The organism is Peptoniphilus sp. HMSC062D09 (assembly GCF_001811425.1).
In the GTDB taxonomy this organism is placed as follows: domain Bacteria; phylum Bacillota; class Clostridia; order Tissierellales; family Peptoniphilaceae; genus Peptoniphilus_A.
In genome coordinates, this window is sequence record NZ_KV804706.1 from 18,599 (window position 1) to 33,146 (window position 14,548).

The 14,548-nt window shown below is 33.9% G+C and carries 15 protein-coding genes; all 15 read left to right on the forward strand.

The window, feature by feature from the left end; genetic code table 11:
• The first annotated feature begins 13 nt into the window (after positions 1–13).
• Positions 14–889, forward strand: a complete 876-nt coding sequence (locus HMPREF2801_RS04050) for a YicC/YloC family endoribonuclease (protein ID WP_070610673.1) — start codon at positions 14–16, stop codon at positions 887–889.
• A 19-nt stretch (positions 890–908) separates the two neighbouring features.
• Entirely contained in the window at positions 909–1,529 is a 621-nt protein-coding gene (gene gmk, locus HMPREF2801_RS04055; RefSeq protein WP_019124311.1) for a guanylate kinase, read from the forward strand.
• On the forward strand, positions 1,526–1,828 hold the full coding sequence (gene rpoZ / locus HMPREF2801_RS04060; RefSeq protein WP_019124312.1) for a DNA-directed RNA polymerase subunit omega: 303 nt from the start codon (positions 1,526–1,528) through the stop codon (positions 1,826–1,828). The genes gmk and rpoZ overlap by 4 nt, the downstream gene beginning before the upstream one ends.
• A 1-nt stretch (position 1,829) precedes the next feature.
• Positions 1,830–3,023, forward strand: a complete 1,194-nt coding sequence (gene coaBC / locus HMPREF2801_RS04065; protein ID WP_070610674.1) for a bifunctional phosphopantothenoylcysteine decarboxylase/phosphopantothenate--cysteine ligase CoaBC — start codon at positions 1,830–1,832, stop codon at positions 3,021–3,023.
• Positions 3,024–3,051: 28 nt separating this feature from the next.
• A complete protein-coding gene (gene priA / locus HMPREF2801_RS04070; protein WP_070610675.1) occupies positions 3,052–5,394 on the forward strand; it encodes a primosomal protein N' in 2,343 nt (780 codons plus the stop codon).
• Between the two features lie 4 nt (positions 5,395–5,398).
• Positions 5,399–5,872 carry a peptide deformylase gene (gene def, locus HMPREF2801_RS04075; RefSeq protein ID WP_070610676.1) on the forward strand — a complete coding sequence of 158 codons (474 nt, stop codon included), beginning with the start codon at positions 5,399–5,401 and terminating at the stop codon, positions 5,870–5,872.
• A 2-nt stretch (positions 5,873–5,874) separates the two neighbouring features.
• Complete coding sequence (fmt, locus tag HMPREF2801_RS04080; RefSeq protein WP_070610677.1) at positions 5,875–6,801, forward strand: methionyl-tRNA formyltransferase; 927 nt, start codon at positions 5,875–5,877, stop codon at positions 6,799–6,801.
• Positions 6,798–7,490 (forward strand): zinc metallopeptidase, encoded by a 693-nt coding sequence (locus tag HMPREF2801_RS04085; protein ID WP_148130069.1) that lies wholly within the window; start codon positions 6,798–6,800, stop codon positions 7,488–7,490. The genes fmt and HMPREF2801_RS04085 overlap by 4 nt, the downstream gene beginning before the upstream one ends.
• Positions 7,490–8,782, forward strand: a complete 1,293-nt coding sequence (gene rsmB / locus HMPREF2801_RS04090) for a 16S rRNA (cytosine(967)-C(5))-methyltransferase RsmB (RefSeq protein WP_070610679.1) — start codon at positions 7,490–7,492, stop codon at positions 8,780–8,782. The genes HMPREF2801_RS04085 and rsmB overlap by 1 nt, the downstream gene beginning before the upstream one ends.
• Before the next feature lie 98 nt (positions 8,783–8,880).
• The gene (gene rlmN / locus HMPREF2801_RS04095; RefSeq protein ID WP_070610680.1) at positions 8,881–9,900 is read left to right on the forward strand and encodes a dual-specificity RNA methyltransferase RlmN; all 1,020 of its coding nucleotides are present in this window, start codon (positions 8,881–8,883) and stop codon (positions 9,898–9,900) included.
• Positions 9,901–10,617 carry a Stp1/IreP family PP2C-type Ser/Thr phosphatase gene (locus HMPREF2801_RS04100; RefSeq protein WP_070610681.1) on the forward strand — a complete coding sequence of 239 codons (717 nt, stop codon included), beginning with the start codon at positions 9,901–9,903 and terminating at the stop codon, positions 10,615–10,617.
• A gap of 7 nt (positions 10,618–10,624) precedes the next feature.
• The gene (pknB, locus tag HMPREF2801_RS04105) at positions 10,625–12,601 is read left to right on the forward strand and encodes a Stk1 family PASTA domain-containing Ser/Thr kinase (RefSeq protein ID WP_070610682.1); all 1,977 of its coding nucleotides are present in this window, start codon (positions 10,625–10,627) and stop codon (positions 12,599–12,601) included.
• Positions 12,601–13,452, forward strand: coding sequence for a ribosome small subunit-dependent GTPase A (gene rsgA / locus HMPREF2801_RS04110; protein ID WP_019124322.1), 852 nt, complete (start codon positions 12,601–12,603; stop codon positions 13,450–13,452). The genes pknB and rsgA overlap by 1 nt, the downstream gene beginning before the upstream one ends.
• Positions 13,452–14,096 (forward strand): ribulose-phosphate 3-epimerase, encoded by a 645-nt coding sequence (rpe, locus tag HMPREF2801_RS04115; RefSeq protein ID WP_019124323.1) that lies wholly within the window; start codon positions 13,452–13,454, stop codon positions 14,094–14,096. The genes rsgA and rpe overlap by 1 nt, the downstream gene beginning before the upstream one ends.
• The coding region (locus tag HMPREF2801_RS04120) for a thiamine diphosphokinase (RefSeq protein ID WP_070610683.1) at positions 14,093–14,548 on the forward strand (456 nt) is incomplete at its 3' end. The genes rpe and HMPREF2801_RS04120, both read left to right, overlap by 4 nt.

Below are 14,548 nucleotides of genomic sequence, written 5' to 3' on the forward strand. Positions count from 1 at the left end.
ATGAGGAGTTTTTATGAATAGCATGACTGGCTACGGCCTTTTTGAAAAGAGAAGCGAGGATTTTTATATAAAGGTAGAGATGAAATCAGTTAACAATAGATACCTTGACATAAATGTTAGGATGCCATCATCTATTATGTATGCTGAAGAATCTGTAAAATCTTTTATAAAAAGTAAGATCAAAAGAGGCAAGGTTGATGTCTTTATAAATTTTGAATACTTAGACTCTAGCGATGTTAAAATTGATGTTGACTATGAGCTTCTAAATAAGTATATTAGTATAAGTAAAGATTTACAGGAAAAGTTTGGAGTGATAGAAGATCTTTCTTTTTCTAAATTAATGGAGGATCCCAATATTTTCAAACCACAAAAGGCTGAATTTGATGGTGACTACATTAAAGATGAGCTATTAAAGGTAGTTGACCTTGCTGCCAAGGACTTTGTGGAAGCAAGAAATATTGAAGGGGAAAAAATTAAGGAAGATTTTCTAGTAAAATTAGAAGAGATAAAAAACATCACTAATTTTATTGAAAATAGAGCTCCAAGAACTCTTAAAGAAAATGAAGAGAGACTTAGAGAAAGAGTTAGTGAATACTTGGACTCTAGTGAGATAGATGAAGATAGGATTTTGACTGAAATTGCAATTATGCTAGACAAGCTTTCCATTGACGAAGAAATTACTAGATTGAAAATACATATAGATAATTTTAATGATATAATAAAGTCAGAGGGAGCCATAGGCAGAAAGTTAGATTTTCTAATCCAAGAGATGAACAGGGAATCCAACACAATTGGTTCAAAGTCAAATGATATTGAAATTACAAGCAAGGTAGTACTCCTTAAATCTGAAATTGAAAAGTTGCGTGAGCAAGCGCAAAATGTTGAATAATTAACAGGATGGTGATAATTTGGACGGCGGATTTTTATTAGTTTTATCAGGTCCTTCAGGTTCTGGAAAGGGAACTGTAAGTGAGGCTCTCATGAAAAACAACGACGATATAATTTTTTCTACTTCCGTAACTACAAGGACACCTAGACCAGGTGAAGTTAATGGCGAGAATTACTTTTTTGCCACAAGAGAAGAATTCGAAAAAATGGTAGAAAATGATGAGCTTTTGGAACATGCCTTTGTTCACACAAATTATTATGGAACACCAAAACAATTTGTCTTTGATGAAATTGAAAAAGGAGAAATTGTACTTCTTGAAATTGATGTGCAAGGAGCTTTACAAGTAAAAAAGAAATACAAAGAAGCAGTCTTCATATTTTTAATTCCTCCAACTATGGATGAACTTAAATCTCGTCTTGTTAAGAGGGATACAGAAACTGAAGATGAAATAGAAACAAGGTATAGAAATGCCTTTAGGGAACTTGACTTTGTTGGTGAATATGACTACTTTGTTATAAATGATGTAATAGATAATGCCGTTAAGGACATAGAAACTATTATAGCAGCAGAAAAACTAAGAGTTAAAAGACATAAAAATATCAAAAAGGAAGTTCAAGCAGAAGAGGAGAGAAATAAATGATTATACCATCTTTTAAAGATTTAAGTGAAGTTGCAAATTCTAGATATGAACTTGCAATCTTAGTTTCCAAGAGAGCAAGAAAATTAATTGACGGAAATCCAAAACTTATTGATACAGATAGTGAAAAGCCAGTTACAGTTGCCCTAGAAGAAATAATGGCTGGAAAGATTAAATTTGGCGAAAAGTTATCTGATTCTCAATATGAAAAGAAAATTGCAGCAGAAAAAGAAGAATTAATTGCTAAAATTAAGCAAGAAAAAATAGAAGAATTAAACACAGAGGACCTAGAAGAGGAATAAAATGTTAAAGGGTAAAAAAATTCTTCTTGGAGTTACAGGTGGAATTGCATCCTATAAATCTCCAGGGATTTGCAGTTTGCTAAGAAAATTAGGAGCAGAAGTTAAGGTTGTAATGACAAAAAATGCAACGGAATTTGTCACGCCTCTAACTTTTCAGACTATGTCAAATAACATAGTCCACGTAGAAATGTTCAATCAATTATTTAATATGGATGTGGAACATATTTCTCTTGCCAAGTGGGCTGATATAATAGTAATTGCACCAGCTAGCGCAAATTTAATTGGCAAGTTTGCAAATGGCATTGCTGACGATATGTTAACAACTGTTTTAATGGCATCTCGTTCAAAGGTAATGCTTGCGCCTGGCATGAATACTGTCATGCTAAATTCTGAAGCCAATCAAAAAAATATGCAGACTCTAAGAGATAGAGGAGTTATTATTTTAGATACTAAAGAAGATATATTGGCTTGCAACGACTATGGCAGTGGAAAAATGCTTGAGCCAAGTGAAATTGTTGACGAAATAGATAGGGCGCTAATGGAAAAGGACTTGGAAGGTAAGCATGTAGTTATAACGGCAGGTCCAACTGTGGAACCCCCTGATCCAGTTAGATTTATTTCAAACTATTCATCAGGTAAAATGGGCTATGCCTTGGCAGATAATGCAAAGAAGAGAGGAGCCAAGGTCACTCTTATTTCTGGACCAACAAAAATTGACATTCCAAAGGTTGATAACTTTGTTAGAGTTAAAACTACAAGAGACATGTTTGATGCTGTTGGAAAATATTTTGATGACTGCCATGTGCTAATTAAAGCTGCGGCACCAAGTGACTATAGACCTAAATCTTACAGCGAAGAAAAGATTAAAAAGGGCAATGACAGTCAAATGAATATAATCGAAATGGAAAAGAATCCAGACATTGCCGCTCACTACGGAAGCATGAAGAAAAATCAAATTATAGTTGGTTTTGCAGCTGAGTCCACAAATATTTATGAGTATGCAAAAGAAAAACTTGTAAAAAAGAATTTTGACATGATTGTTGTAAATAATATTAAGAAAAAGGGAGCAGGTTTTGGGGCTGACACCAATATAGTTTCCATTATCAGCAAAAACAATACTGATGATTTAGAAATTATGAGTAAGACAGAACTTGCCAAGGAAATTTTAGATAGGGTAAAAAATCTTATGAGCTAGAGAAATCTAGCTCTTTTGTAGGTGAAGAATGTTTGCAGATATTTTTATAGAAAATAATTTTCAAAAAATCGATAAACTTTATACATACATAGTAAAAGATGATCTTAAACCAGGTATGCGTGTTCTTGTGAATTTTGGCAAGTCTTACCGAGTTGGTATCGTCCTTTTTTTGCATGCAAATTATTCTGGTGAACACTTAGACAAGCTAAAGGAAATTCATTCAGTCCTTGACGATGAACCAATTATTTCAGAGGACTTAATTGAACTTGGCCTTTGGATGAAAGAAAGATATTTAATTGGTTACTCAAGGGCCTTTGCGCCAATTTTGCCGCCAGGAAATTTGCAAAAAATTAAAAAGAAAATTATTGTAGAAAAATATCCTCAGGGAAAAGAGCTTGAAGAGTTAAATTCCATTGACCTAAATAAGTATTTTGAAGACTTAAATGAAGATGAAAAGAAAATTATAAAAAAATTAAGGGCAAAGGGTTTTGTGAGATACATCTATGACTCATTAGTTCTTGTTAAGCCAAAGCTTGTAAATTTTCTAAAAGTTTCAGAAAATTTTGACCCAAAAAATTTGGAGAATTTAAGCGATAAGCAGGCTGAGGTTTTTAATTTTATCAAAGAGAAAAAAGATGTATCTCGTGTTGAAGCCATGTCTCTTCTTAAAATTTCCTATTCGCCAATAAAAACTCTAATAAAAAAAGATTTAATTTGTGAATACAAAAAAGAAGTTAAAAGAGAACCAGTGGAAAAGAATTTTGTGAGAGAGAAATTAGCTTTAAATGAAGAGCAACAAAGAGCTCTTGCCAGCATTTTAAGGACGGACAAAGTAGTTTCTCTTCTTCATGGGCTTACTGGCAGCGGCAAGACTGAAGTCTACTTAAATCTTGCATCAAAGGTCATAGAAGAGGGCGGAGAGGTTATTGTCCTCGTGCCAGAAATTGGTCTCACTCCACAAATGATTGAGAGGTTTAAAGGAAGGTTTGGCGACAGCGTTGCAATAATTCACTCTAAACTTTCTTCGGGAGAGAGATACGACGAGTACAGAAAAGTTTTAAATGGCCAAGTAAAAATTGTGGTAGGCGTAAGAAGTGCAGTTTTTGTTCCCTTTAAAAATTTAAAAATGATTATAGTAGACGAATCTCACGACTCCTCCTATGAATTTCACGACAACTTAAAGTACGACACTATTGAAGTTGCCATAAATAGAATGAAAAAGAGAGGCAAAGTTGTCCTTGGTTCGGCAACTCCTTCCATTGAATCCTATTTTTATGCCAAGAAAGATTTTTATAATCTATGTGAGTTGAAAAATAGGGCAAAAAAGGGAGCCTTTCTTCCAGATACAAAAATTATTGACATGAGAGACGAGCTAATAAGGGGAAATATTTCTATTTTTAGCAGAGACTTGAAAAATGCAATGGAAGAAAAGCTAAAAAAGAAGGAACAAATAATTTTATTTTTAAATCGTCGCGGTTTTTCAAATTTTATCTCCTGCAGGTCTTGTGGGGAAGTTATTAAGTGCCATGAATGTGACATATCAATGACTTACCACAAGGCAAAGAATAGGCTCATCTGTCACTACTGCGGAAGCACAAAGCCACTTCCAAAAACTTGCCCAAGTTGCGGCTCAAAATTCATTAAGCAATTTGGAGTTGGCACGCAAAAGGTTGAAGAGGAAGTAAAAAAATTATTTCCAGAGGCGAGAGTTCTTCGCATGGATAGGGATACAACTACAAAGAAGGATTCCTATGATAAATTTTACGAAATTGTAAAAAATAGGGAAGCCGATGTAATTATTGGGACCCAAATGGTCTCCAAGGGCTTTGACTTTGAAAATGTAACTCTAGTTGGCATTGTGGCAGCAGATATGTCCCTATATATTTCTGACTACAAGGCCAAGGAAAGGACCTTCCAACTTATAACCCAAGTCTCTGGTAGAGCTGGTAGAGCATCAAAAAAGGGTCAAGTTATTATTCAAACCTATAGTCCTGACTCTGAAATTATAAAATATTCTGCCAGTGGCGATTATGAAGATTTTTATAATTATGAAATTGAAGAGAGAAAATTATTTTTATACCCACCCTACACAAAGTTAATTGAGCTTGAATTTTCTTCCTACGATGAAAGTTTGACTGAAACCTGGGCAGAAAAATTTTTAAGGCAAATGTCCATGGACATAAAAAATTTAGATTTAATGGTGACAAAATTTATTAAGTTGCCAAAGATAAAAAATGTAAATAGAACTAAATTTTCGGTAAAGGTGAAGCCAAAAGATTTAGCTTTGTTAATATATGGTCTTAAAAGGGTAATTATTAATAGCAAGATAGAAGAAGATAATAAAGTATTTTTAAATATAGATTTTAGGTGATTAAATGGCAACAAGAAAAATTAGAGAGGATGGAGATCCAATACTCAGAAAACAATCAAAGCAGGTAACAAATTTCAACGATAGATTAAAACTTTTAATTGACGACATGTTTGAAACTATGGATGTGGCTTATGGCGTTGGCCTTGCTGCACCTCAAGTTGGAATTTTGAAGAGGCTTATTGTAGTAGATAATAGAGAGGAAGAAGAGGGCAAGAGATTTTACATGATTAACCCCGAAATTTTTGAAAAAGAGGGGGAAGAAGTGTCTATGGAAGGCTGTTTATCTGTTCCTGGAAAACAGGGAACTGTTAAGAGAGCCAAAGATATAAAAGTTAGATACAATGACTTAGAAGGCGAAGAAAAAATCATGGAAGCTGAAGACTTTTTGGCGAGAATTATTCAACACGAAGTTGATCACTTAGATGGAATTTTATACACAGACAAGGCAATTGAAATGTATGAAGCGGAGAGTGAATAGTGATGAAATTTATCTTTATGGGCACTCCAGAATTTTCCGTTCCTATTTTAGAAAGGCTCCATAAATTAGGTCAAGTTGCCCTTGTAGTTTCTCAAGAAGACAAGAGAAAGGGAAGGGGCAAAAAATTCACGAAGACTCCAGTTAAAGTTAAGGCTGAAGAACTTGGCCTCGAAGTTTATCAGCCTCATGATATAAATTCAGAGGAGTCCATAGAAAAACTTAGAGAAGTCCAGGCAGACATAATTGTTGTCGTTGCCTATGGACAAATTTTAAAGAGGGAAATTCTCGACCTTCCAAAAAAATATATTGTTAATGTTCACGCATCACTACTTCCAGAATTAAGAGGAGCTGCCCCAATTAATAGGGCAATAATGGAGGGCAAAGAAAAAACTGGCGTGAGCCTCATGAGAGTAGAAGAAGGACTTGACTCTGGCGCAGTATCTGCTGTAAAAGAAATTGACATAAAAGACATGAATGCCGGAGAGCTTGAAGATAAACTTTCTCTTATGGGCGCTGACATCTTAGAAGAATTTATAAGAGAAGTGGAAGAAGATAGAGTTAATTTTACTCCCCAAGATGAAGGCAAAAAAACTTATGCAGATAAAATTTTAAAGGATGACTTGCTCTTAAATTTCAATGAAAGGTCAAAAAACCTTGTTAATAAAATTAGGGGACTTAGCCCACATTACGGGGCAAAATTTTCCTATGAAGATAAGCTTTATAAAATTTTTGCTGCAGAAGAAATAGAAAATTCATCAGATAAAAAAGTTGGGACAATTATAAAATCTGACAAGGAACTAATTATTAAAACAGTAGATGGCGCAATTTCTGTAAATGAAATTCAAGCACCGGGAAAGCGCGCCATGGGAATTGATGATTTTCTTCGTGGAAATAAATTTGAAGAAAATTATGTCATAGGAGGGAAATAATGTATCCATATTATTACGGTTTTGATTACACTTATTTTATTTATATACTTCCGGGCCTAATTCTCGCATTTTATGCACAGGCAAAGATAAGTTCTGCCTATGAAAAGTACAAGAAAATAGGCTCTTCCACTAATTTAAGTGGGGCAGAAGTTGCAAGAGAAATTTTAGATAGAAATGGATTAAATTATGTAAAAATAAATTTAGTTAACGGAAAACTTTCAGACCATTATGACCCAAGAGATAAAACTTTAAATTTATCTCGCGATGTCTATTACAAAAATTCCATTGCATCAGTTTCTATTGCTGCTCACGAAGTAGGTCATGCAATTCAAGATTCAGTGGAATATGTGCCACTAAAAGTTAGGGCTACTCTAGTTCCACTAGCAAATTTAGGAACACAACTTTCTTTCTTTTTAATAATATTTGGATTTTTCTTTTCAGTATTTTTTATAAAACTTGGCATTGCACTATTTTTCTTTGCAGTTTTATTTCAAATTGTTACGCTCCCAGTTGAATTTAACGCCTCAAATAGAGCAAAAAAAGAACTTGCTAATGGAATTATTAGCGAAGATGATTTAAGAGGCACAAGAGAAGTTTTAAATGCAGCAGCACTTACTTATGTGGCATCAACAATAGTTGCAATTGGACAATTTTTGAGATTACTTAGCATATTTGGAAGAAGAGATTAATGAAAAACCCAAGAGAAAAAGCACTACAGATTATTAACGATGTCCTCTATAAGGGGGCATTTTTAGAAGAAAGTCTTGAAATTTTAAAAAAATCTAATATTGATGAGAGAGATTACAATTTTATAAAAGAAATCACCACAGGCGTAATTCGCAATAGAACTTACCTAGATTATGTAATAAAAATAAATTCAAGAGTAAAAATAAAAAGAATTCACAAAATTATTCTCAGTATTTTAGAGATGGCAATTTACCAAATGTATTTTTTGGACAAGGTGCCAGATTATTCAATTGTAGATGAATCAGTTAATCTTGCAAAAATTTACGGCAACAGAGGATCAATTTCCTTTACCAATGGAATTCTTAGAAGCATTTCCAAAAAGGATGCTCCACAAGTAAAGATTGAGGACAGCATTGACAATCTCTCAACTTTTTATTCTCATCCAAAATTTTATACAGAATATTTTTATAATAATTACGGTGAAGAATTTACAAAAAAACTTTTGAAGGCTAATAACGAAATGCCACTTTTTACCATTAGGGTGAATACTTTAAAGACAAGTAAAAGCGACTTGATGAATAATCTAAAAGAACTGGGTTTTGAAATAGAGGAGACAGTTTATGACAATGCCCTAAATATTTTAAATCCCAAGGGAATAATTGACACGAAATATTTTGATGAGGGACATTTTTATATCCAAGACCTGGGCTCAATTTTAGTGGCAAGCTTTTTAAATCCAAGGGAAAATAGCAGCCTATTAGATTTATGCGCAGCACCAGGCGGCAAGACCACTCATCTCGCAGAACTTATGAATAACACTGGTGAAATTATTGCCTGCGACAAATCTCAGGGCAAGATAAAGCTAATCCAAGAAAATGCAAAGAGACTTGGTGTAAAAAATATTGAGACAAGGGTAAATGACGCCAGAGTTTTAAATAAAGAATTTATAGATAAGTTTGACTATGTCTTAGTTGACGCCCCTTGTTCAGGAACCGGTCTTTACAGAAAAAAGCCTGACATAAAATGGAACAAGGACTTAGAAGATATAAAGTCACTTGCTGAAATTCAACTTGAAATATTAGATAAGGCAAAGGATTATGTAAAAGATGGGGGAGAACTTTTATATTCAACTTGCTCTCTTTCAAAAATTGAAAACGAAGATGTAGTAAATAAATTTTTAGAAAATAACAAAAATTTCAAAATAAAAAAATTAAGAGATAGAGAAGTTTTAAAACTATTCCCATCGACAGATGGAAGTGATGGATTTTCTATTAGTCTTATGGAAAAAAATTGACTGTGAGCCTTCGCAGTCTTTTTATTTGATTAAATTTTCAAATCTATTTCTATTTGTCCATATCTAATGGTATAATGTTTAGATGAATAGGTGGTTTAATGGAATTAAATTCTATGTATGAAGATGAGCTGCGTGAATTTTTTGTAAGTAAGGGTGAGAAAGCTTTTAGAGGCTCTCAACTTTTTACATTTTTTCACGACAAGAAGAGATATGATATAGAAAATTCAAATCTATCAGAAAAGGCAATCTCCATAATTAAAGATGAAGAAATAAATAAAGTAGAAATTTTTAAAACTTTCGATTCAAAATTAGATGAAACAAAAAAATTTCTATTTAAGTTAAAGGACGAAAACTTAATAGAGGGCGTCCTCATGGACTACAAGCATGGCTATTCTCAGTGCATCTCAACACAAGTAGGATGTCGAATGGGCTGCGATTTTTGTGCGTCAACAAAGTCTGGTCTCGTGAGAAACTTAAGTGCAGCAGAAATGTTGGGTCAGGTCTATGAAATAGAGAAGGCTTTAAATATTAAGGTTTCAAATTTTATTTTAATGGGAAGTGGCGAGCCCCTAGATAATTTTTCTGAAGTTATTAGATTTATAAAGTTACTCCATGATGAAAAGGGTCACAATACAAGCTATAGGAATATTACAATTTCTACTTGTGGCTTGGCAGATAAGATTTATGAACTTGCTGATATAGACATTCCAATTAATCTGGCTGTAAGTTTACACCAAACTAATGACATGGATAGGTCGGCACTCATGCCAATTAATAAAAGGTTTAATTTAGCTGACTTAAAGAGAGCCTTGGAATATTATGGTGACAAGACAAATAATAGAATTACCTTTGAATACACTTTAATTAAAAATCAAAATGATGGCAAAAAAAATATTGAAGAGCTTTATAATTTTGCAAAAAATATGAAATGTCATATTAATTTAATACCCTTAAATCCAATTGATGAATTTGATGAAAAAAGACCTTCCAAATCTGAAATCATTGAATTTAAAGATAAACTTGAGAAAAAAGGATTTAATGTAACTATAAGAAGAGAACTTGGAAGGGACATCAGCGCCTCATGTGGACAACTAAGGCGCAAAGTTGAGGTGAAATAAATGAAAGTAGTATCAGCAACTAATGTAGGCAACTACAGAAAAAATAATGAAGACTGTTATTTTGTAAATGAGTCAAAAAATTTATATATATTAGCTGATGGAATGGGTGGACATCTTGCCGGCGAAAGGGCATCAAAGATGGCAACAGAAATTATTGCATCGGATTTTGAAAAGGCAAGGGAAGTTAAGACTATTGAAGATGCAATTGAAATCTTGTCTTCTTCTATTAGAGATGCCAACCGCGAAATCTTCAAAAGCTCTGAAGAAAACGAAGATTATAGGGGCATGGGCACCACAGTTTCTGCTGGTATAATTTTAGGAAGTGTTTTAATTTATTCCAATGTCGGCGATTCGAGAATTTACAAGATAAATAAAGATATGGAGCAAATCACAAGAGATGATTCCTTTGTAAACTACTTGATGGAGATTGGAGAAATTACTGAAGAAGAGGCAAAGGTTCATCCAAAGAAAAATGTGCTAACAAAAGCAATGGGAACTACAGCTGACTTAGATGTCTCAGTAAACACTTTAAAGATTGAAGATAATGACATATTTTTATTTTGTTCAGACGGACTTACTAATATGATTCCTGATGAAGAAATTTTCAAAATTATAAAAGAAAATACTCCTGAAGTTGCCAAAGACAAACTTTTGGATCTCGCCCTTAAAAATGGCGGCATGGATAATATTACATTTATTTTAGTATTTAATAAGTAGGTGGGCAATGATAAATAAAATTTTAGCAAATAGATATGAAATATTAGAAAAAATTGGCACAGGCGGCATGGGCAATGTTTTTAAGGCTCATGATAGAAAGCTTGATAGAATTGTTGCCATTAAGGTTTTAAAATTAGAATACAACGAAGATAATAATTTTATTAGAAAATTTAAGAGAGAGTCCCTTGCAGCTGCAAGCATTTCTCATCCAAACATTGTAAGTATTTATGATGTTGGAACAGAAAAAGTGGAAGACAAAGAAGTCCACTACATTGTAATGGAATACATCGATGGAAAGACTCTTAAAGATTTAATAAATGATGAGGGCAGACTTTCTGAAAAGAGAGCTTTAAACTACTGCATTCAAATTGCAGAGGCTTTAAAGGTTGCTCACTCAAAGCATATTGTTCACAGAGACATTAAATCTCAAAATATAATGGTTACTCGTGACGACAGAATTAAGGTTACAGATTTTGGAATTGCAAGAGTTGCTGACAACACAACTGTCACTGCAACTAATGCTGTCATGGGTTCAGTCCACTATTTTTCACCAGAGCAAGCTAGAGGTGCCAAAGTAGACAATAGGTCTGACATTTATTCTCTAGGTATCGTGCTTTTTGAAATGCTAACTGGCAGACTTCCTTTTGATGCAGACAATCCTGTTTCTGTTGCCCTTATGCAAGTTCAGTCACAAATGCCAAAGCCATCTGATTTTATCAAGAGCATAGATCCTTCAGTTGACGCCTTGGTTTTAAAGATGACTGAAAAGGATCCAGATGACAGATACAGAGATGTATTTGATTTGATTAAGGACATAAAGGACTACACAATTGGAGCAAAAACTTTTTCTGTCAAAAGAGACTATGAAGAAGACGACAGAACTGTTGTCACTCCAAATTTTAATAGAAGACCTAATAGAAATCATTCCAACAACATGGATATGGACACAAGAAAACCTAAGAAGGTTGTAAAGAAGAAAAAATCTGCAGCTCCTGCCATACTGGGAATTTTTTCTGCTATAGTTATAATTGCCCTACTTATTTATGTAGTGCCAAAGGCTATCAAGGGAATGAAAAATGGCGATGTAGTAGAAAAAATTGCCGTTGAAAATTATATAGGCAAGACTAGAGAGGAAGCAAAAGAATTAATAGAAGCCCAAGGCCTGGTCCTTGATGTAAATACAGTGGAAAATGAAGATGAACCTGACGGTCTTGTACTTGGTCAAAATCCTGAAGAAGGCACTTCAGTAGACAAGGGATCAACTATTACTCTTGAGATAAATGAGCTTCCTGATTCTGTCCCAGTTCCACCATTAAAGGGACTAACTACAGAGGAAGCACAAAAAACTCTTGAAGATAATTCTCTAAAACTTGGAACTGTGGAAGAAGAGTTTAACGAAGATGTTGAAGAAGGAAAAGTAATTTATTCAAATCCTGATGGCGGCTATTCTGTTAAGAGAGGTACAGCTGTTAAGGTTATAGTATCTAAGGGCGTTGACAAAACTCCAGTTGTTTTAAGCGACTACAAGGGCATGGATCAGGATATAGTTGTAAATCAATTAAAGAGCCTTGGCTTTACAGTTGTAATTGAAAATGGATTTAGCAACAAAGTTGGCGAAGGTCAAGTTTATGACATGGATCCAAAGCCAAATCAAAGCGTAGATAAGGGTTCAACTGTAACTCTATTTATTTCAAAAGGAGCAAAAATTAACGAAGAGGAAGAAACCGAAGACAATGAAGAAAATCAAAATGAAGATAATTACAATAAAGTAAATCATGTCAAGGTTAAGGTTCCTGATGATGGCACTACTCACAATGTTTCTGCTGAAAGAGTAAGAGACGGAAACGGAAATAAAATTAGTGCAACTTCAGTTTGGAATTACAATATAGAAGGCGGAGAAGTCAGCAATGTCGAATTAATTGGTCCTGGCGAATACAATATTTATGTTGATGGCAATCTTGTAAAGACTGAGAAGATAAAATAATGATAGGAAAAATTATTAAACTGACAGGTGGCTTTTACTATATAAAGTCTGGAGACGAAGTTTTTGAAACAAGAGCTAGAGGAAACTTTAGACACAGCAAAGTTGAGCCTATTGTTGGTGATGATGTAGAATTTAAATACGAAGAAAAAACTCTGGGATATATTGAAAAAGTATATCCCAGAAAAAATATGCTCACAAGACCAAGGGTGAGCAATGTTGACTTAGCTCTCATTGTTATACCGGTTTTGAATCCCAAATATAATCTTGTCATTATAGATAAGACAATTATTCAGGCTGAGCATGAGGGCATTGACCTTGCCATAGTCATAAACAAGTCAGACCTTGACGAAGAAAGTGCAGAAGAGCTTGCAAGGATTTATAAAAATTCTGGCTTTGAAACCTTTGTGATTTCAGACAAGGATGACAATATAGAGTCTCTCAGAGCTTATCTTCATGGAAAGACTGTTGCCCTTTGCGGCGTATCTGGGGCAGGAAAATCTACTATCACATCAAGAATTTTAAATAAAGAAGTGGAAGTGGGCAAGGTTTCTGAAAAGACTAAGCGCGGTAAACACACCACTAGACACACAGAAATACTCTATAATGAGGATATTTATATTTTTGATACTCCAGGCTTCTCTTCACTTACTTTAAAGATAGAGGAAGAAGATTTAAAAAATTATTTCCGAGAATTTAAAAATTTTAATAATTGCAAATTTAACAATTGCAATCACATAAAGGAGCCCAAGTGCGCTGTAAAGGATGCAGTGGATAGGGGCCAAATAGAAAAGTCAAGATATGAAAATTATTTGTACATTTTCAATGAATTAAAAGAAAAAGGAGAATACTAATGATTTCACCTTCATTACTTTCAGCAGATTTCACAAATTTAGAAAAAGAATTTAAAATTATGAATGAAGAAAAAGTGGACTTTATTCACTTGGACATTATGGATGGAAATTATGTGCCAAATATTTCCTATGGTCCAGGAGTGGTAAAAAGGCTTAGACCTCTTACTGAGATTCCCTTTGACACTCACCTCATGATTGAAAGACCAGAAAATTTTATTGAAGAATTTGTAAAGGCTGGCTCAGATATAATTACAATTCATCCAAGTACAACAAAGCATCTTGATAGAACTCTTTCTCTTATTAAATCTTATGGCAAAAAGGCAGGCCTTGCCCTAAACCCTGGAGATGGTCTTGACCTTCTTGACTACAATATAGAAAATATTGACTTAGTTTTAATTATGAGCGTCAATCCTGGCTTTGGAGGACAAAAATTTATTCCATCTGCACTTAGAAAAATTAGAGAGGTAAAAAAATTAATTAAAGATAGAAATTTGAATACACTAATAGAAGTTGACGGTGGCGTAAAGCTTGACAATGCAAGAGAAGTCCTTGAAGCTGGTGCAGATATTTTAGTTGCAGGTTCAGCAATATTTGAAAAAGATAAGACGAGAGAAAATATTAAAGCCTTTAAGGAATTATTATGAAAAAAGCACTTTTAATTTCTGGCGGGAGACAAGTTTCCAAGGAATTATTAGAAAAATATGGAGACAGATTTATCTTAGTAGCCGATGGAGGCGCAAGGCTTTTAAAAAAGTATGACCTTGTGGCAGATCTTCTTCTTGGAGACTTAGATTCCATTGGTAATGAAACTCTTTCCTATGTAAAGGACAAGGACATTAAAATAAAAAAATTTCCTGCAAAAAAAGATTTAACTGACACTGCCCTTTGCATTGACTATCTCTTAGAAGAGGGCTACAAGGACCTTGTAATACTTGGAGCCTTGGGCACAAGACTTGACCACGAGCTTGCCAATCTTTACAATCTAAAAATGCTTTACAAGTTGGGAGTTAAGGCAAAAATCGTTGACGAATACAATGAAGTAATTTATGTAGAAGAGGGCGAATATGAATTTGAAAGGTCTGACAAAAAATATTTT